This is a genomic window from Sphingobacterium sp. JUb56, from assembly GCF_014191365.1.
Taxonomy (GTDB): Bacteria; Bacteroidota; Bacteroidia; order Sphingobacteriales; family Sphingobacteriaceae; genus Sphingobacterium; species Sphingobacterium anhuiense.
In genome coordinates this window covers 2,260,277-2,280,128 of record NZ_JACHWL010000001.1, presented here as the reverse complement: position 1 = coordinate 2,280,128, position 19,852 = coordinate 2,260,277, and the positions used below count along the sequence as shown (strand labels likewise).

The following is a 19,852-nucleotide window of genomic DNA, read 5'->3' as shown; positions in this document are numbered from 1 at the left end:
CAAAGTATTTAAATAAAAAATAATGAGTTCAGTTATTTATTGGTAAACTGCTTTTAGCCGCATCTTTAAGATTTAGAAAAGCCAGCTTTTATTTAAAAAGCTGGCTTTTCTTATAAAAATGAAAATTGTAATTATTTTTAATATTAAACCCTGCATAACCGCACCATTTTGTGGTAAAGATTTTGCTTGCTATATCAATTTTAAGTCCAGTATTTTTTATCCCTTATAGGGCTTCTTTGCAGCTTCGATCAATTCTTTCATTTCTAATTTTATATAGTCTACGTTCGGCGTAGATCCAGTTAAGAAATATCGTATATTTCCTTCCTTATCGATAATAAATTTAGCAGGAATACCTTTCACACCGAATTTAGCAGCCATTACTTCACCAGTTTGAGGATCTTTTTGATCATCATAAAGAACTTCAAAAGGGTAATTGTTTTTTGTTATAAAAGACAACACATTTTCTTTATAATTTTTGTCGCGTTCCCAAGTATTCATAAACAAGAATTGAACATCTTTATCATTTGCATATGATTCCTGAGCCGCTTTCATACCCGGGAATGAACGTACACAAGGCTGACACCAAGTAGCCCAGAAATCAAGAACGACAACTTTTCCTTTTAAACTGGCCAACGATACCTGTTCACCTCTTAAATTGAGCAACTCAAAATTTGGAGCAGGTTTGAAGGTTTCCATTTCCTTAATATGGTCACGTATGTTCTGTGTTAAAGTTTCTTTTAATGATGCATTGAAATTTTCGTAACCCTGAGCCGATCCGTTCAATTCCAAATAAAGCTTTTTAAGATCATTCTCAACGGCAAATTGTCCTTTAGTATATAATTTCGTCAAGATATTGTATGCCTCAAGTTTTCGTCCGGTTCCCATCAACGATTTGTAGTAAACCGTTGCTAGTCCGTCAGCTTGCTCAGGAGCTGATTTTAATGCATTTTCTATGTAACCAAGTGCATCGTTATATTTTTTTTGAGCTACTAAGATATTGACATAAGCAGACATAGAGCTGGCATAACCCATAGAAGCGAATCTTGCTTTATTGTCTTTCTCTTCCTCAGGCAGGCTTAGGTAATAATAACTGTCATCCATCGCAGTTTTTAGGATCGGTGCTGCGGTGACTGTATCTCCTGCCGATAATAAAATCTGGCCTACGGGTAGATATCCATTGCCACGCCAAAATTTTTCTTTCATTTCGCCAAGGTAATGGATAGCTTTAGGGGCATTTCCATCATTTGCAAATCCCTGCGCTAAATTGGCTAAAACATAATCATAGGTCAAAAGCTCTTCGCTGAAGTTTTTGGACGGCCACTTTTTGTTCAGGTCATTATAAGCTTTTTCTTTCTCCTGGACAGTAGATGCGTTATAAAAAACATTGGTAATAAAAGCATCGCGGGTCAGTGATCCCTTAGGATATTTTTTTTTCGCAATAGCTTCTACCGAAACCTGTTGCTGTTCCTTTCCCAATGACCTTAGGATATTGATTGTTGTACGGAACTCTTGCTCTGTTTTATAGCTCTTAATTTCGGTCAAAAGTACATTTGTAAGCGAATCTTTTTGAGCTATGCTGCCTTTTTCTATTATAGGGAGATATTTTTGAAATTTGTCTCCTGATGCCTTTTGTGCCATTACATTAGCTAGGGCAAAAGTCAAGGCAATGGTTAAGATTGTTGTTTTCATTTTTTAATAATCAGTTTAGATAATAATTTAGTTTTCGTATCCAGGATTTTGTGTCAGCTTAGTATTGATCAGAATTTGAGCCTGAGGAATTGGAAAAAGCACATCTGTAGGTTGCCAATTTGATTTAACAGGCGAAAGAACCTCGTTAGCACGTTCAGTACGTTTAAGATCAAGCCAGCGATGACCATACTCTCCAAAAAATTCATGCAGACGCTCAGTTTCTATCGCGGTCAATAACTGTGTTTGGTTGCTGCCGTTATTGATACCTGTTAATCCGGCACGACTGCGTACAGCATCAATATCAGCGCGTGCACCGCGTAGGTTATTGAGTCTGCTTCTGGCTTCAGCACGTATAAGATATTGTTCAGCCAAACGTAGTATGATATGATATTCTGCACCTGTTCCAGAAGCTACTTTATACTTAGTGATGGCATAGTAGTTCTTACCTGAAATGGTTTTAAGACTTGTCCAGTTCATTTTTCTTAAATCCGTTGTGGACGATGACTCGAAACTGTTGTATACTGCATCGGGAAGCGTATAACCAGGGACAGCAGTCGCTGCGGTAATGTAGTTTGCTCCGAAAGTTGTGACACCAGTCAGATTTCCCAGTTGAAGGATAACTTCGCTACTGGTGTTTTGGAAGTTTTTGTCTGGAGCAGGCATACCATAATCAGAAGACTGCAATACTTTGGTCGCATACAATTCGGCATTTTGATAGTCTTTTTGATACAAATATACTCTGGCTAATAAGGCGCTGGCGGCAGCTTTATTTGCCCGTCCTCTTGGACTGGCAGTTGCATCATAGTTGGTCTGCATTTTACTCTCTGCATCTTTGAGGTCACTGACGATCTGATCATAGACCTGCTGTTTACCCACCCTTGGTAGAGAAGCATCTTCAAATGCATAGAGGTCATCCCGTAATTGTAAAGGCACATCACCATATAGATTCACAAGATAGAAATAAGCATAAGCTCGAAAAAATTTAGCCTCACCTATCAGCTGATCTTTTATCGTTGGCGTGAGGGAATTGGATGCATCCAAGCCTGAGATGGCATTATTGGTATTTTTGATTAATTGATAACCATTATACCACAGGTTAGCCACATTATTATTTGTATTTAAGATATTATTACTTGCAAACTCTGTTATACCGGCATCTGTCGCATTATATTGAAGATCGTCTGCCGCTATTCCAGTAAAAAATGTCGTCGTGCCAGACAAGTTAATATTTAATACTGTGCTATACAATCCACGGATCACACTGTTCGCCGATGCATCAGATGCAAATGCATCTCCAGTGATAACCTGAGTAGGTGGAGCACCAAGATCCACAAATTTTTCGCAAGAACTAAATAAAAGTGCCCCATTGGTTAGGATAAGCGATATGATGATTTTATTGTTAAATTTCATTGTTGTACGTTTTAAAATTGACAGTTAAATCCAAAGACAATTGTGCGCAGTGGAGGTAGCACTTGTGCGATAGTTCCTGTACCTAAACCAGATGGACCGCCCTGAACAGTAGTTTCCGTATCGAGTACATATTTATTTTTTGCCCAAGTAAATAGATTCTGACCCTGTATAAATACACTGCAATTGGACATTTTCAATCGTGAAGTCCAGTTTTTTGGTAGGTTATAGGAAAGATTTATAGATCTCAATTTAATATAAGATGCATCCCCGTAAACAGCATCAGAGCTACTGAATAGATTGTATGAATTGTTTAAAGCAGCCCCTGCAGGTGTGGAAGTCGGTGATGACGGTATGATCGCACCAGGAATATCTGTATTTGGGTTTGATGGAGACCATCTTCCAAGCCAGTATTCATTTTGGTTAACCATTGCTCCAGGTCTTGTATTTAAAATTTTGGTTACTCCAAATCGATGGTTAAACTGGAAAAATACACCCAGATCAAATCCCTTGTATGAAAAAGTATTGTTAAATCCACCATAAAATGGTATTCCCAAGTCAGCAACATAACGATCATCTGCATTGATAACCCCATCACCATTACGGTCTTCATAAGTCGCTCTGCCAGTTGTTTCATCAACACCCTGATAATGATAAAGACGGATTAGATTGAGTGGCTCTCCAACGAGAAAACTGCTGGCATAGAATGTATTTTCAATTCCCGGAAATTCCACTAATTTATTTTTATAGAATGTGAAGTTGGTCGATGTTTTCCATGTAAAATTTTCCGTAGCAATATTGGTGGTATTCAATTCAAGTTCCAGTCCTGTATTTTGAATAAGTGCGGGAAGATTAGCCTTATAACTGTTATACCCAACCTGAGTACTTAGGATAACGTCGGTTATCTGGTCGCCTGAACGATTTCTAAAATAGTTACCGGTGAATAAGATACGGTCTCTCAAGAAGCCAAGATCCAGTGCAAATTCCATCTTTTTGGTCGTTTCCCATTTGATATATTCATTAGGTAGCGTCCCAATGTTCATCGAAGGATTATTTAGATAGGCCGTAGCAGAGGAGTAGAGCGGCAGATACATATAGTTTGATATCTGATCGTTCCCGGTCGTACCATAACTAGCTCTCAGTTTACCAAAACTGAGAAAAGGCAGCTTGTCCTGCACAAAATCTTCTTTTCCGAATACCCAGCCTAGGCCGATTGCACCAAAATTTCCAAATCTGTTTTTTGGACCAAAACGTGAAGAACCATCTCTTCTGAATGTTCCGTTAAATAAATACTTCTCATTCCATTCGTAATTCACTTTTCCAAATACAGCATTATATTTATAATAAACAAGATTATTGTTCGCTGTGAAAGTTCCCGCTGCACTAAGCGATCCTAAAAGAGCATCATTGCTGTAGTTGGAGCCATTAGTTGTTTGCGAACGGGAGGAATTCTGCTGAAAACTCGTACCGATCAATGCTGTTAGTTTGCCCTGACCTATATTTTTGACGTAATCTAATGTTGGTTCGATAATCCAGTTTTCAGCTTTTGTATTGGAAAAAGCAGAAGATCCCAACGGATTCGTGAGGGTGTTATTTAGGGATGAAATCGGTGTCTGATTATTCTGGTTGAGCTGTGTTATGGTATATCCGAAATTTGTTTTAACAGTCAGTCCCGGGATAATCTTATAGCTCAAATTGGCATTTGAAATGAGGTTATTCGTAGTTCCTATGTATTTTCTGTTGAGCACAGCAATAGGATTATTGATACCTGCTGATGAGGGTAGCCAATAAAATCTTCCGTTGTCATCATAAATAGGATAGTTGGGAGGTAGGTTGTACATGGAAGTAATATCCGAAGATGGCATATCCGAATTGTCATTGGCATAACTTACAGATAATGCCGCATTAAACTTCTTGTCTGCAGATGTATGATCCAGATTTAGACGAGAGGTAAACCTGCTATTTTTACTGTCGCCATAGAATACCGTGCTTTCACGTCTGTATCCTGAGTTAAAGAAAAAGCGTGTAGACTCATTTCCACCGGACATATTCGCTTGCATATCGGTAATATGACCTTTATTACCGATCAGCATTTTTTGCCAGTCTGTAGATTTATTCTGGTCCCACAACAAAAGATCTGGAGCATTTGTTGCTGTTGGTACCGTACCATCATTGGCAAAAGCTTCCTTTCTCAGGGTCAGGTATTCATCCAGATCCATCATCGGGATAAATCGATTAACTTCCGTAAATCCGGTGTTAAAATTAACACCGATGCGGGTGCGGCCCGATGATCCTTTTTTTGTCGTAATCAATACCACACCATTGGCACCACGGCTACCATAAATTGCTGTTGCATCGGCATCCTTGAGTACATCTATACGTTCAATGTCAGAAGGATTAATCATACTAAACGGACTAAGACCACCAGAAGATCCAGAAATACCAAAAGAGTTTAGATTGTCGGTTGCAGGTTGGCCGCCGTTAAAATTAGTGAAAGGCACCCCGTCAATAACGTACAAAGGAATTGATCCTGAGGTCGTTCCGCTTAATGAAGCCTGGTTTCTGATCTGTATCTGTACCGCACTTCCTGGTACACCGTTATTTTGGGCAATCAGTACACCTGACATTCTACCGGCTAATGCAGCCAGAGGATTGCTTACAGGTTGAGATGCAATATCTTTAGCTGTTATCGAAGCTACGGATCCCGTATTTAATCGACGTGTTGTTGTTCCATATCCGATCACGACAACTTCTTCTAAACTGCCTTCTTCAGGCTTCAACCGGATAGGAGTAGTGTTTGCAAGAAGCTGTTTGGCTGAGACCTCCACCTTCTGGTAACCCATGAAAGAAAATATGATGGTGATATCTTCATTGGGTATCCTCAATCCCCACTGTCCATTCACATCAGTAGCTGTACTTGTCTGTATATTCCGGTATGCCTCTTTTTGCCAATCTTTTATTATCACGGACACACCTGCTAACGGAGAGCCATTTTCATTAAGTACTTGTCCGGCCAAATGTAGCTGACTTTGTTTCTTTTCTTTTATGGCTATTATATTATTATCCAGCAGTTCCCAGGTCAGATTACTTCCTGAAAGAGATTTTGAGAGCACGTCCTTGATACTGATTTTGTCAGCTATAATATTTACTGTTGAATTGGGAAGTATAGCCTTGCTGAAGAACATTTTGTATTTACTGTTTTCATTTATTGTCTGAAACACGTCTTCCAGTTTGCCAGACTTTATGGATACATCAATTTTTTCAGTTTGTGAATAGGCAAAACTCTGCACATGCACTGTGCTGAGACAAACCAGAAGCAGTGCCAATCTGGATTCTTTTTTAAATTTAGGTACTGTTTTGTTCATATGAGTTATGTAGGTTAGTTTGTTTTAAAATAGCTGTATTTGATTGTTACCTGTCTTTTTGATCTGGAAGTAATTGACCGTCTGCAGTGCTTTTAAGATATTGTCTAAATCTTCATTTTCAAATGTCGCAGAGAAGCGCTTAGTTGCGATTTTACTACTTAAGATCTGTATCTCCACACCATACATACGTTCTAATTTTATAACAATATCTGCCAATCTTTCATCACGGATGGTCATCCGTTTAAGCATCCATTCTGTTTCGAGTGCAGTACCGTCTTGATTTGAGACAACTAAAGGCTGGACTGCAACTGTGGCATTTTGCAGAGAAACAACTTTTGGATTGGTAGATTGTGCATTGTTATGGATAACCGCATTAGACAGCACAAACTTTTCATTCGGGTTCAAGATAAATTTTTTATCCGTATGGCCAGTTTTCCATATCGAAACTTTTCCCCGTATTAAAGCAGTTTCTGCATTTCTTTCATTTTCATAGTCACGAACATTAAAAGCAGTTCCCAGGACGCTGATTTCCATTCTAGGTGTATGGATGATAAAAGGTTTTTTTGGATTTTTAGCGACATCGAAAAATGCTTCACCGATTAAAATCACTTCACGTTTAGAAGAGTCTTTAAAAGAATTAGGATAAATAATTCTACTGGATGCATTTAGCGTAATTTTTGTTCCATCTTCTAAGGTAATATGGCGCTGTTGTCCACTTGCTAAGTTGATTTCTATATTTTTTAAGCTACTGTTTTTGTACAGATATTGATATGCAATAGAAATACAGAAAAGTGCTACAGTCGCGGCAATAGCAAGTTTAATCATACCGATTTTTCGGATGGGTGTTAGAGAAATTTTCTTTACGACATTTTCCTGGATTCTTCTTTTTATTTCATTCTGTTTTTCATGATCAAGTTGATCCAAGATATCTGGGCGTGACGAAAAACTTTCAAAAAAATTTTCGACAATTTCTGATTCCTCTTTATTGCATTTCCCTTTTAGGTATTTATCTATGAGACTTTGAAGCCTTGGGTTATGATGTTCCATTTTTGATTAGTACAGTATTTATATATACAGTGTACTTAAATAGGAAGATCGTACTAGTTTAAAAGAAATTTATTTATAACTAACTAAAAGTTAGTGTAATAAAGTTAGTATAAAAACTAAGAAATGTTGAATGATCAATTTTCTTAATTTAGCAATGGAGATACCTAAATGGTTTTGTATTGTATTTTGTGAACTTTCAGTCATTTCGCTTATTTCTTTGGTAGATAGTTCATCGAGATATCTCATTTTAAAGATTTCTTTTCTTTTCTGTGGCAGATGTGCAATCCATTGTTCTATTAGAGATTTTAGATCTTTTTCAGCATATTGATCATATTCAGAAATCTCATGTTCCTGAATTAACGATAGATTTTCTTCGAGCATTGATTTTGTTCTTCTGTTTTTCCTGTAAACTTCAAAAACTTTGAATTTCATACAGGTGCGCAGATAAGCTTCAAGATTCTGGATATCTCTCACCGCTCGCTGTTGCCAAAGCTCTATAAATACATCTTGCACCACTTCCTCACAAAGAGCCATATTATTAAGTCGTTTAAAGGACTCATTCACTAGAACGGACCAGTATCGCTCATAGATAACGTTGAAAGCATCCAGATCGCCCAATTTTAGACGCTCTAGTAAACTCTCGTTACTATGCCATACATGTTCGTTTTTCATTATGATATTAGTGTGAATCACTTGGTTTTGGTTTCCAAATGTTTAAGTAATATTGTATTTTTTTTCAATTATAATAATATTTATGGCTTATGACAACTTTTTTGTTAATTTTATTCATATATCCTTTATGAAAAAACGTATGCGGTCTGTATGGGTGATAATATTTGCATGAGTTGAGGAGTCCATAATTTCTTGAATAAGAATTTTATACATGATTTATGCTGTTAATAATCAATTGGTTTATAGTCGAAGTTAACATTTGTTTATGAAGAAAGCGTAACAGTGTTTTACTTTCGAATATATTATTGTACATAAATTTTTCACGACTGTTATGCTGAAATTTTTATTGCATAATACCAGTTTTTCAAAATTTATTATTGTTTTATATTAAATAATCGTTTTATGATTTAAGAAAGGAATTCTTATGTGAATAAAATGCTGAAATATTCATCATTAATCAACATATTTAATAAGGGATAATAAAGCGTCTATTTAAAATGGGTACATTTGATTTTTTGAAACGATGGAATAGCAAACCTTCAATAAAGAAGAGATTAAGAAAACTGCTTAATTCCTTTAATGAATCATTTGCTGATAAGCAATATTTTCAACAAAGTGTAGAATACAACCATCAGGAGGAGTGGGAGCTTACAATTGAAAGTCTGATAGAGTTAGGTATTAACGGAACCGTACAGTTCACTAAAGAAGTGTGGGTTGAACTATATCAGCTGGCTAACGAAATAGGGCTAGATGAAGATGCAAATTATTGCCGAAAACAAATTGACCTGATAACATCTAAAATTTATGAAATAGACGAGGTTGATAAATTAGGATTTACAAAATCTGAATTGGAAGAGTATGACAAGCACGTCAAGTTCTACTATACCAATATCGTCAATTCGCTTATTCTGTTCACTTATAACTCTAGAGAACTAGCGTTAATGGCATCTCCCTTTTTCAACCCAATGACAGAGCTTTATGAGGAATTGGAATATGCGTATACACCTGTGTGCTTCGAAACGGTATTTAGGAAAAAGCTAATACCAATCATATACAAACAAGAACTACTGACGTTCAAAACTAAGGTGGATCAAATGCCAAGTGAGATATGGGATTGGGAATATTTGGAAGAACATCCGAGCTGGATAAACATAAGAACTGATGCTGAAGAAATATTAAAGAAAATGGGAATACTGCACCGCGTATATGATTATTCATTCACCAATATAATATCATCAAGTGGAGAAGTGATCAAAAAGAAAGAATAGTAATAAGATTTTGAACAATAATCTTGAATCAAAAAATGTTAATTTTTAAATTAAACTGGCTCTTTCAGGACTTAGATAATTTAATTCTTTTTCTTCAAAAATTGTCTCTAGAGCATCATATCCAAATTCAATTTTAAAATCCCGTTCAGCTTTTGTTATAGGAATATACCAAAAGCATTTGATGGTTTTATGATCTATATCTATTTGCTCAAAGTCAGGTTTTTCCAGATAAGGAAAAGATATAAAGCCATGGTCGCATAACGATTCCCCCAACCAAGGTTGTCCTAAATTAACTGTGTGATGTAAGTTCAATGGCGCATCGTTTCGATGGTAGTTTGCACAGTAGCAGAGAAGGTCTACAAGTAATGAATTCTTTTCAGCGGCATAAATGAATAACTCAATCAAGTTTTCATCCCACCTGTTTAATGACATTCCTACTGTACAATAGGTGTACATATTATGAATCTGATTGGGAGGAAACTCTAATATGAAAAATTCAGGATCGAGTTTATTTATTGGTCCCTTATCAATTTTATGCACAATTCCTGAAATACCAAAGTATTGTTCATAATGCCTCTTCAACTTATCTATATAAACATTGATCATATTTTATACAACAATTTATGTACTGAATTTAGCATTTTGAATCGATCCATGCAACTTCACCTATCTATTTCCCTCATTCACCGAGTTTTTAATTGGTTTAATCTAATTGCCATAGGGTAGGGACGAATCACACCCTACTTTTGAATCAACAAATAAGATAAAACTAACAATATAACATAAAGACATTATGAACACTATAGCAAAAACATTCGCGGCAGCAGCCTTGATCGCAGTATCTACTTTCACTATGGCAGCAGGCAAACCAGAGGTAGCAAACCCTAAAAAAGCAGTGGTCAATTTATCTACAGCAGATCTAGCCATTGATCATTACGTTGCGGTTATGACAGAAGGACAATCGGCAGGAGTAGAGCAATTGTTTACGACAGACTTCAGCCAAAAAGTACAGGCAGTAGAAGATAAAACCAATAGCCGTTCTGAAGTTATTTCCTTCTTGAAAAAGCAAAAAGGAGAGCAGTTAAACTGTAAAACTAGCACCACCATCGTACAGGAATCTGCGGACTATATGATAGCAAAAGTAACGATGCAGTTTGAAGGATTTACTAAAACTGATCTATTGACACTGGTAAATGACGAAGGTAACTGGAAAGTATCCCAATCGATCAATTCTTATAAGTAATCAAGTTTAATCATAAAATAAGTAGAAGCCACGTCGTAAGATGTGGCTTTTTTTTGTGTCCGGAAAGCAAGACTAGATTAACAAGTTGATGGTTTTGTTGCCAGCTAGCCGACAACAAACGACTACTGTCGACTACAAACGTTTAATAACCGGCTAATAATTTTAGTTTTTCTGATGTTTGCTTAGCAACATTAATTATTTAAGCAAAGTATATTATTATGAAAAAGACAAAAAGTAACATGGGCAAGTATGTTGGTTTTAGTGGCGACTGGAGCTTTAAATTTTATTTTGGAAGAGAAGAAAATAAGCCGATTTTAATTGGATTTTTAAATGGACTCTTTAAGGGAGAGAAAGTTATTCAAGATCTTCATTATCGGCCAGTGGAGCAGGGTGGCGATGTTGAAAATGAGCGTAAGGTTATTTTCGATCTCTATTGTACCGGTATTGATGGTGAGCATTTTATTATAGAGATGCAACAGCTTTATCAAGATTTTTTTAAAGACCGAACGGTTTTTTATACATCCAGGCTTATCAATAAACTTATACCCAGGGGCTATAAGGGAAATACATACGAACTTCCCGAAGTATATTTTATTGGTATCTTAGAGTTTGAATTAGAAGAAACTGAATCCGGAAAGTATTTTTATGATTTTGCTCTTTGTGATAAGCAGAGTAATCGTGTTTTTTATGAAAAGCTTGGTTACAAGCTCTTAGTATTACCAAATTTTAATAAGAATGAGGCTGATATAAAGACAGATATGGATATGTGGCTATATCTATTGAAAAACATGAGTAAACTTGATAAAATACCGGATTTTTTGGATAAGCGGGTATTTGGTCTTATCTTTGACATAGGCGAAGTCGCAAAATTAACACCGGAGGATAAGATGGCATACGAAGCAAGTTTAAAACATAAGCGCGATGCAGAGAATACCTATTCTACTGCTCAGCGTCTTGGACATGATCGAGGTTTAAAAGAAGGCTTAAAAGAAGGTATTGCCCAAGGCCAATTCCAAAAAGCTATTGAGACAGCTTTGAAACTGAAAAAGATGGCGTTATCAGTAGAACAAATTGCTGAGGCTACAGGCCTTACCACCGATGAGATTGAAAAACTGAAATAAGTCAAATAAATAATATAGATAAACGAATAAAGCCATTCTGTCAAGAATGGCTTTATTCGTTTAATACCATCCTTACGGCTTCCCGTATTTTTTAATCAAAACGATCACCACAAAAATCCCATATCAGCAACAGCTGTTATTGGAGCTAATGCTCTGAGTGAAATAGGAGCCAGCTTCGTAGCGTTTGCTTCGCAGATCCCTGCGGGATTTTTCGGTGGACGCTCCCGCAATTATGAAAACAAATTACAGGAGCTATATAAGAGCGTAGTGGAATCTTTAAAGCAAAATGCGCGTAGCTATCGGGCAGATGCGGTTATAGGCTTCAGCGTCAATATTGATGAGCTCTCGGGCAAGGGGACACCGATCGTTTATGATCACTGCTATCGGTACACCCGTATTGCTCAATCAGATTAAACCTATACAAGCAGAAGCGGTAGGTGGAGATATCGATGGATCAGTTATTAAGAACAAAGTCAAAGCAAGCCTGATCATAGAGCGCTATACCGGTATCTATACGATGGACAATGCTACAGCCGAATTTGTACCCTTGCTATTCAAAGCGATGAATGAAATAGGAGAGGATCAGGAGTTCAAAGATCGTCAAGCCACGCTCTTTCGTTATTTTGATTTCCTGGACAAAGATCAAGCTGCATCCATACTCTATGGACAGTTGCTGTCCGATGACTTAACCGGTGCGCAGTTTAAGATCATTAGCAAAAAAGCTATCAGCAGTTCCAATCTGATCGATTACGATCAGGTAGAGAAACTGTTAGCAGGATCTTTATTAGCAAAAAAGGCAGCATTGAAGGTACTTAGCTTAGACAAAGACTGGTATGGGATTGTTAATGTAGCCATAGCAATAAGCTGGACTCTAGTTAGTTATTTTTAATGATCAGAGTTTGGTATGTATAGTAGCATTATCCTGTAAAAGGATCGATGTATGATTGGTAATAAAGAAATGGAATTAATGATCAAATTCTTTATATAGAAGAATTGAATATTTTAATCACAAAACGATAGCTTTATAAATGAAAACATCATCTTGGCGATGCTCCAATTTCTTTTTAGGGCGTAAAAAAAAGAATTAAAGTGAAATATTAATGCAGATTTCTATTTTGATCATACTACTAAAAAAGTATTTTTGGAAAGTATTAGATATGGGTTTTAAATAATTGTGGCTGGTAAATTTAATTATGATTTATAAATATTATATTTCAGTTTCAGGTGATAATTTAATTCCCGAAAAATTTATGGGTAAAATTACTGGCGATTTTATTATTGATTCACATTTCAAATCAACTGATAAACGGGATTGTGATTTAGATAGAACTTATGATTATGGTGGAATTTCATTTTGGCATCCTAATAAATTTTCAACAGGGGAAAATATTTTAGATTATGAAAATGATTTTGTAAAGTTTATCGAGGATAACTATAGATTGTTTATTGAGAACTCTGCTACTAATTTTGAAATTTATATGGAAATTTATTCAGATGGAGGTCAATGTAATTTTGAGATTTTTAGTAAAATACTGTTGAAAAAACTTGCTAAGTATTCAGTTTCTTTGCCAATTAGTTTTTATGTCCTTAAAATTAGGCAAATGAAAAAATGGGAAAAGGAAGTAGGTATGAGTTGGAGGAAATAATAAAAAAGTTTTGACAATCTGCTTAATAAATATGACCTATTTTAAAAAGTTTGTTTATGATTTAAAGCCAGAATATTCTCTCCTAATAGAAGATGATGGTAAGGTCTGTTATGCATACCTATACATTAACAATAAAATCGTTGGTGATATCTGGTTATATAATACAATGAAAAGCCCGGTTAAAGCAGAATGGCACAGTCCAGATAATTTACCATTTTTAAATCCTATTGAATTTATCAAAGAGAATATCGAAACATTTGATGATGAAACCAATATAAAAATCAAGTGGGGCTTGGATAATAAAGTTGTTGCACTGATTTATATTTCAAATAGATTGATCGCTAGGTTATCAGAGGGTGATTTCCCAGGTAGCTCAAGTTTAGTAATTAAAGATGGGCCTCTTGCAATCGTAATGTAGAATTTAATATTGGAGAGCAAGTTTATGAGAATATAAGTAATAATAAGATTTGGACTATGATTAATAAATTGATTTGATTACAAAATGGGTATCAATCAATTTTATAATTTCATTGGTAAAAATGACGGTCTCCTAATTTTATGATTCCTCCCCAGAAAAACAATAGCAGCATTATCTGGAGATCTAAACTTGATCGGACAACTATTATTCTTTGGATATTTTTTCTATTCGCCTTTGGCTTTATCAACGATCTTTAGCTCAGCAAAGAATTTCATTTTAGCTACAGTATGTAATAACGATTCTTCAGATATTTCTAGTTCGTTGATAAGGTTCTCCACAGTGTTTAATTTTTCAAAGAATGGTAAAATGAAATCTGAAATATTATATTTCATTTCAACAATGAGCTCATCGACATCTGTCAGACCATTTATATTATACCACACATCTGGCAAATCCTTAATCTCTCCAATTCTTTTTCTTATTAAACATTCGGGTTCGGTTGGAAATGTTGGAATTTCTTTATTTAGGAAATTAAAACAGGCTAGCCAATACTCAGGTGAAAAGATTCCAATGTTAATTGTGAAATTGATATCATCCTTGGTGCTGTAATAACTTTTTTGAATATTTATTATGTGACCTATTTTTTCAAGGGGTAGATAGAAATTATTAGCCTTCTTTTTAAAGCCCAGTCCTTTTAAAGTATCATGAAAACCTTCTTTTATGAGCTTTTCAAATTTTTCTTGAGTATTTGTTTTCATATCTTACTTTTAGCTGGCTTAAAACTAGTCGCGTTTTTTGACAGATTCATCTATAAGTTTCATCATCTGCTCAACAGTTTTTCCTACTTCTTCTTTCCCTACAACTAATGTTTTTTTTTCTAAACCTTTCGGAAGAGTAATTTTACCGTTAAATTCGGGAAGAAACAAATTAATTTTTTCCTGATCCATTTTATTGAAATTTAAGAAAGTCCATCTTTCTGGTTCACCTTCTTTTAACGCTAATAAGTTCGCTGAAGTGATAGCTATTTTGTCTTTTTCAGGCATAGACATTACCAATACTTGAGGAATAAAGCAATATGCTATCCCATCAATTTTTGAGATCTCCATATCAACGTAATTGATGACAGAATCAAATTTAATTCCATAATTTGTAAGCGAAGAATAGACTTCCTTAGTCAGTTTTGTTGCTTGTTCTATTCCGCCCATACTTTTAATTAAGCGGAAAGAAGTTTGGCTCAGAATACCTTCAACATCTCCGGAAATCGATGCTTTTGTGATGATTGACAATGCATCCCTAAGTTGCGGATCTTTTTGTGCAGAGCTTGTATTATAGAAAATAGTTAAAAGTATAAAAATTAAAAATGTTCTTTTTGGTTTGAGGTTTCTATATTGGTTAAACAAATCGATATTGTGCATAATTGAGCGAGGGTTAATTCCAATGAATTTACAGGTTTTTAGTGAAAAATCAAATTTAGATAGATATCCTGATTTTCCAATATAATAGCAATACCATTAATTCTTAAATACCACAACCGTTTATAGTTTTATCGTCAGTCACTAAATCCTCAAGAGATCTTATGAAGTATGTACTCCTGAGCAGAGTCATACTATTAGAATTAAAGCGTAACGGTTATAACATTTTAACATCTAAAAATACAGTTGACGACGAAAACCCACCATGGTATCCGTTAACTGTACCTGATGTTGACGATTATTTGTTACACCTATATTGTAGTGGAAGCATTGTTCCGATGGAAGAGCAAGCGCTATTGGTCATTGACCATGCACTAGACAATATAGATGAGAGGCAGCTTTTAGGAGAAGTATTTATTGAAATAGATCATTTAGGGGAATTGGAGGATAAGATCCAGTTTTACGGCAAGCAGTATAACTTTATCTCCAATCCAGAATATTATGTTTTTTCATTCGATCCGAAGCGGGTCTTAATACGTAATTATGCCTTGCGCACTGGCAATCATCTTCTGTATTTAACTTATATTGGCGTAAATTACCCCACTCATATGATCGATGAGATCCAAGATCTTGAAGATCTAACCCGTTCCCTGATCTGTCTGGATCAAGAGCAGGCAAGAGAATGGTTTAACAAACATGATGTTACTATGGTACAGTCAGATATCTCGATATATGACAAGGATGCTATTTTAACCATTTTTTTACTTGGAACGGATCAACAAATAACGATTCCTTTAGAAGAGAAAGATGAGCTGGTTTATAACTTGATGCACAGAGAAGAACTTCTGCAACTCCGTGATCTGTTCTGGATAGATCCGCGAATAAATTAAAGGTTCATTAGTTCAATATTTATTTGCTAAAGGTTGCGATAGAGCAATTGACAGACGATGAGGATTATGTTGATAACCAAAAGTTCAATAAAATATAATTTTGCTTACTGCAGAGTCATTTATTGTGGCAACGGAGAATCCATATTAAGAAAAGTGAAAGTCTAATAAAAAAGAAGTAATATTGTTAGATCACCAGCTTGAATTAGGATTTACTCTTTATAGGGGAAGAAAATTAGTATATCATCTTTAGCCGTCATAATATGGACAATTCAAAATATAGCAAAGTACTTTGTCAACAAGAAAACAAAGAAACTGACTTGACGAATGAATATTGCCAAAAATTAAAAAAATTATTTCCGGAATTTTTGTGTTCAGACGTTGAAAAAGTGTTAGCTATAATGCCATTGGCAGAACCAATTTATGGTGATCCATATGAACAACGATACAAAGTTAAAAATGGAATACATGGAAAATTGACAGACATTCAATTGACGACAGGTGAAGTCATTTGTTTAATTTCAAGAATTTATTTTGCGGAACCAAGTGTAGAACTTGAAAATGAATTGACCGAAACGCAGAAACAAATCCTGAATTGCATATACTCGAGACATCACAATGGATACATTAGAGAAAAGCGACTAAAATACTTATTTGGTTTTGACCACGAATGGGTTATATTTTTTAAATTGCAATTACTTGGAGAATATGTTATTGAAATACTTTTTGAACTTGATAAGCATATAACTGATAGCAGTATTAATCAATATAAGCAGTTGATATTTAACAATATAAAATATTGGGATCAAACAAAAAGTAGAGTTGCAAGTTATTGGAACGAGTATTACAGATATCCAAATTACAAAAAAATAGAGGATTATATCGGTTACAAAATAATGAAAAGGATAAACGAAGCGCATGATCAATAAAAGAGTGATTTTTTTCTTCCAGTGCGAAATCTTCAAGATCTCACCTACAGGAATAATGTTATGATGTATTTGCTAAGTTTAATATGAAGCCATATGCCATGAATTACTTTAATCAAGTTGCTGTAATGCACAGAACAGCAGGAGTGGCATGCGGTTGAGCAGTTAGGGTAGTTTACTGTGGAAATCAGAATAAGGGGGAATGAATTTAAGTATACAGTTTAATATACATACATTTAATAATTTGATTAAAAGATTTAAAATAATTAAGTAATGTTTGATTTTTGGAAATTTTATAAAGGACTATTTAATAGGGATGATTATTTCGATAATTATTGGGATAAGTTCCCTGAGGGGGAAAATTTACAGTTTAAAAAAGAAACACTTTCTTTACTGAAAAACAATGTTACAAATAAAGATGAAAAGGGATTAGCTAATACATTGGCCGTTCTTTCTACTGATGGAGCAGATAGTGATTATACAGATATTTTGCTACAACTTTTAGATGAGAAATGGCACATTTCTGAAGAGGACATTATAACCGTTCTTGAATTAATTAAAGACCCTAAAAGTGTGAACAAATTATATGAATTTGCTCTTGACGTTCCTGATTACGACGAAATGAGAGCTATAGCAAAAAAATGTATATGGGCATTAAGTGCAATTAATACACCTGAAGCAGTTCAAAAGTTAAATTTGTTAACAAAAGTTGATGACCCAATTATAAAGGAAAATGCAATATTTGAACTTGAAGTGGTTCTCAAAAAGAAATAACTAGTAAGGTAATTATGATTTGGAGGAAATAACAAAAGAGTTTTGACAATATGCTTGACTGCAGGTATTACACTACGAAAAACTGAATGACGACAAAAAAGGCATACGAAATATTGGCTTCTTTGCCAGTTTATGGACCAATGTATGTGTCTGTAACAGAAAGTGGAGAACCATTTTATTCCGAAGGTTTTCCTGTTCGTTTCTATAAAAATGACGGCACAGAATGGGTAGCGAACTTTCAACCAGGTTGGACAGACTTTGCAGAAATTATAGAAATTGAAAAAACTCAAAACTTGTTAGTAATTGCTCGTGGCACTTGTTACATAATGAATCCCAACGACACAAAACCTATCGACGTTTTCGGAGTTGGCTATTGCGATATTTTTAAAGCAAGTAAAAATAGATATGTATTTCAAGACCAGATCGATCTGACAATTTTTGAGCAAGATGGAACACATTGGAATACAGAACCAATTTCGTGGGATGGATTAAAAGAAATTAAAGTTGAAAATAATTTAGTATCGGGATTAGCGTTTTATCCAATTAATGATGCTGACGAATGGATTGAGTTTCAGTATGACCTTGACACAAAAACTTTGACGGGTGGAAGTTTTATTCATTTTGAGAACAAAAAACCTTGGTGGAAAATATGGTAACAGAAAAGTTTGCTTGCCCATGTTGTAGCTACAAGACATTTAAAGAAAGACCCAATGGTTCATATGATATCTGTGAAGTTTGCTTTTTTTGAAGACGATCCAATTCAACTTGAAGACCCAAATGGTTAAAATTATGAAGCATATATTTTATATTATTCTTGTTATTTTAATAATAAGTTGCAAGAACAAATCTGTCACCACAGAAAATAATAGAGATATATTAACATCAGTATTACATGGCGATACCCTTATTTATAATACTTTTTCAAAAAGTATTATAATTGAAGATTTGAGAACAAATAATGTAATAAAGAAGTTATCTGTTAATGATTTATTTTATTATTCACCTATTCTTAATAGTGGAAAATTATATTTTTCTGAATCAAATAAAAAATTTGTGTGCTATGATTTAACAGAGCAACGAAATATATGGGAACTAGAAACGATAAGCATTGTTAAATCTGTTTTAATTAGAGGAAATGAAGTTATACTAAATTTAAAGAATAACGGATTTATTATCTTAGATAAGGTGACGGGAAAGGAGAAACTCAAAATTCCTTATACTTATTCAGAAGTATGCGCACATCCAGATGTATCCCCTTATTCAATGGAGATTTTGAACGGAAATTTGTATGTAGCAAATTGGAATTGTAACTCCATAAGCATGATAAATCTTGATACTGGAAAACTTTTGAAAAAGGTTAATCTGGGCTCCGGATATACGTATTTAACTGTCATAGGTAATAAGTTATTTGTCGGCTTAAATGGTAATTATAATGGCGGAAAGATTTTTATATTGGAAGGAAACACCCTTAATATCGAGTTTTCCGAACGGGTGAATTTTGAAGACAGAATGAAACCCTTAATCTGGAAGGGGAAGTTGATTTATTATACTTTTGATAATCAAATTTACCTGTTTGATCCTGTAAGTCATTCGAATGAAGTCTTATTAAAGTTGTCAGAAAAAGACAATTTATCAGGATCTAAGATGATTCTATCACTAAATAATCTATATTTCCATACTGTCAATTTCGAACTTTTAGAATACAATCTAGAAGACAAAAAGTTGAAAAGATTAGGTATTTTTGGTACGAGAAAGATTGATAATATCTTTTTAAAGGATGGTAAAGTAATAAAAATATTTTAAAGATATAACTATTGAGCATCTGTGCCAAAGTAATGAGCACACAGGCTCTTAGTGATTCTCATGAATACGTGTTATAAAAAGATTATAAATGTAACACGTGTTAATTACGTGTTATATAAAGATTAAAAATGTAACACGTAAATTAAATCAAATAGATCATATAAGTAAAACATC

General features: G+C 34.6%; 21 protein-coding genes. 13 read left to right on the top strand and 8 right to left on the bottom strand.

What is annotated here, in order from left to right; all coding sequences use genetic code 11:
• Window positions 1-216: 216 nt before the first annotated feature.
• From FHR29_RS09475 to FHR29_RS09455, 5 genes are all read right to left on the bottom strand, one after another.
• A complete protein-coding gene (locus FHR29_RS09475) occupies window positions 217-1,689 on the bottom strand; it encodes a TlpA disulfide reductase family protein (RefSeq protein ID WP_183914122.1) in 1,473 nt (490 codons plus the stop codon).
• Between the two features lie 27 nt (window positions 1,690-1,716).
• Window positions 1,717-3,099 (bottom strand): RagB/SusD family nutrient uptake outer membrane protein, encoded by a 1,383-nt coding sequence (locus FHR29_RS09470; RefSeq protein ID WP_183914120.1) that lies wholly within the window; start codon window positions 3,097-3,099, stop codon window positions 1,717-1,719.
• Between the two features lie 11 nt (window positions 3,100-3,110).
• Entirely contained in the window at window positions 3,111-6,461 is a 3,351-nt protein-coding gene (locus FHR29_RS09465; protein WP_183914118.1) for a TonB-dependent receptor, read from the bottom strand.
• Window positions 6,462-6,485: 24 nt separating this feature from the next.
• Window positions 6,486-7,508 carry a FecR family protein gene (locus FHR29_RS09460; RefSeq protein WP_183914115.1) on the bottom strand — a complete coding sequence of 341 codons (1,023 nt, stop codon included), beginning with the start codon at window positions 7,506-7,508 and terminating at the stop codon, window positions 6,486-6,488.
• Between the two features lie 90 nt (window positions 7,509-7,598).
• Entirely contained in the window at window positions 7,599-8,180 is a 582-nt protein-coding gene (locus FHR29_RS09455; protein WP_183914113.1) for an RNA polymerase sigma factor, read from the bottom strand.
• 497 nt (window positions 8,181-8,677) lie between these two features.
• On the opposite strand from FHR29_RS09455, the gene FHR29_RS09450 reads away from it, so the two are divergent.
• A complete protein-coding gene (locus FHR29_RS09450; protein WP_183914111.1) occupies window positions 8,678-9,448 on the top strand; it encodes a hypothetical protein in 771 nt (256 codons plus the stop codon).
• Window positions 9,449-9,493: 45 nt separating this feature from the next.
• Here FHR29_RS09450 and FHR29_RS09445 read toward each other — a convergent pair whose 3' ends face one another.
• Entirely contained in the window at window positions 9,494-10,054 is a 561-nt protein-coding gene (locus tag FHR29_RS09445) for a suppressor of fused domain protein (RefSeq protein ID WP_183914109.1), read from the bottom strand.
• 187 nt (window positions 10,055-10,241) lie between these two features.
• Between FHR29_RS09445 and FHR29_RS09440 the strand changes: the two genes are divergently transcribed.
• From FHR29_RS09440 to FHR29_RS09415, 6 genes are all read left to right on the top strand, one after another.
• Window positions 10,242-10,691 carry a nuclear transport factor 2 family protein gene (locus tag FHR29_RS09440; protein ID WP_183914107.1) on the top strand — a complete coding sequence of 150 codons (450 nt, stop codon included), beginning with the start codon at window positions 10,242-10,244 and terminating at the stop codon, window positions 10,689-10,691.
• Between the two features lie 218 nt (window positions 10,692-10,909).
• Window positions 10,910-11,812 (top strand): Rpn family recombination-promoting nuclease/putative transposase, encoded by a 903-nt coding sequence (locus FHR29_RS09435; protein WP_260292002.1) that lies wholly within the window; start codon window positions 10,910-10,912, stop codon window positions 11,810-11,812.
• Between the two features lie 54 nt (window positions 11,813-11,866).
• A complete protein-coding gene (locus FHR29_RS26855) occupies window positions 11,867-12,226 on the top strand; it encodes a heavy metal-binding domain-containing protein (RefSeq protein ID WP_183916619.1) in 360 nt (119 codons plus the stop codon).
• Window positions 12,183-12,701 carry a hypothetical protein gene (locus FHR29_RS09425; protein WP_183914104.1) on the top strand — a complete coding sequence of 173 codons (519 nt, stop codon included), beginning with the start codon at window positions 12,183-12,185 and terminating at the stop codon, window positions 12,699-12,701. Before FHR29_RS26855 ends, FHR29_RS09425 begins: the two co-directional genes overlap by 44 nt.
• Before the next feature lie 304 nt (window positions 12,702-13,005).
• Window positions 13,006-13,458 (top strand): hypothetical protein, encoded by a 453-nt coding sequence (locus tag FHR29_RS26450; protein WP_221197836.1) that lies wholly within the window; start codon window positions 13,006-13,008, stop codon window positions 13,456-13,458.
• A 31-nt stretch (window positions 13,459-13,489) separates the two neighbouring features.
• On the top strand, window positions 13,490-13,876 hold the full coding sequence (locus tag FHR29_RS09415) for a hypothetical protein (protein ID WP_021187887.1): 387 nt from the start codon (window positions 13,490-13,492) through the stop codon (window positions 13,874-13,876).
• Window positions 13,877-14,100: 224 nt separating this feature from the next.
• On the opposite strand, the gene FHR29_RS09410 is transcribed toward FHR29_RS09415, so the two are convergent.
• Together FHR29_RS09410 and FHR29_RS09405 are read right to left on the bottom strand one after the other, a co-directional pair.
• Window positions 14,101-14,634 (bottom strand): DUF4304 domain-containing protein, encoded by a 534-nt coding sequence (locus FHR29_RS09410; protein WP_183914102.1) that lies wholly within the window; start codon window positions 14,632-14,634, stop codon window positions 14,101-14,103.
• A 24-nt stretch (window positions 14,635-14,658) separates the two neighbouring features.
• Window positions 14,659-15,291, bottom strand: a complete 633-nt coding sequence (locus tag FHR29_RS09405; RefSeq protein ID WP_183914100.1) for a hypothetical protein — start codon at window positions 15,289-15,291, stop codon at window positions 14,659-14,661.
• A gap of 161 nt (window positions 15,292-15,452) precedes the next feature.
• On the opposite strand from FHR29_RS09405, the gene FHR29_RS09400 reads away from it, so the two are divergent.
• The 6 genes from FHR29_RS09400 (at window position 15,453) to FHR29_RS09375 (ending at window position 19,678) form a co-directional block, all read left to right on the top strand.
• Entirely contained in the window at window positions 15,453-16,178 is a 726-nt protein-coding gene (locus FHR29_RS09400; protein WP_183914098.1) for a hypothetical protein, read from the top strand.
• A 260-nt stretch (window positions 16,179-16,438) separates the two neighbouring features.
• Entirely contained in the window at window positions 16,439-17,104 is a 666-nt protein-coding gene (locus FHR29_RS09395) for a hypothetical protein (RefSeq protein ID WP_183914096.1), read from the top strand.
• A gap of 270 nt (window positions 17,105-17,374) precedes the next feature.
• The gene (locus tag FHR29_RS09390; RefSeq protein WP_183914094.1) at window positions 17,375-17,875 is read left to right on the top strand and encodes a HEAT repeat domain-containing protein; all 501 of its coding nucleotides are present in this window, start codon (window positions 17,375-17,377) and stop codon (window positions 17,873-17,875) included.
• Window positions 17,876-17,961: 86 nt separating this feature from the next.
• Complete coding sequence (locus FHR29_RS09385) at window positions 17,962-18,531, top strand: hypothetical protein (protein ID WP_183914092.1); 570 nt, start codon at window positions 17,962-17,964, stop codon at window positions 18,529-18,531.
• A complete protein-coding gene (locus tag FHR29_RS26850) occupies window positions 18,525-18,623 on the top strand; it encodes a CPCC family cysteine-rich protein (protein WP_221197835.1) in 99 nt (32 codons plus the stop codon). The genes FHR29_RS09385 and FHR29_RS26850 overlap by 7 nt, the downstream gene beginning before the upstream one ends.
• A 41-nt stretch (window positions 18,624-18,664) precedes the next feature.
• On the top strand, window positions 18,665-19,678 hold the full coding sequence (locus FHR29_RS09375) for a PQQ-binding-like beta-propeller repeat protein (protein ID WP_183914090.1): 1,014 nt from the start codon (window positions 18,665-18,667) through the stop codon (window positions 19,676-19,678).
• The last annotated feature ends 174 nt before the right edge of the window (window positions 19,679-19,852 follow it).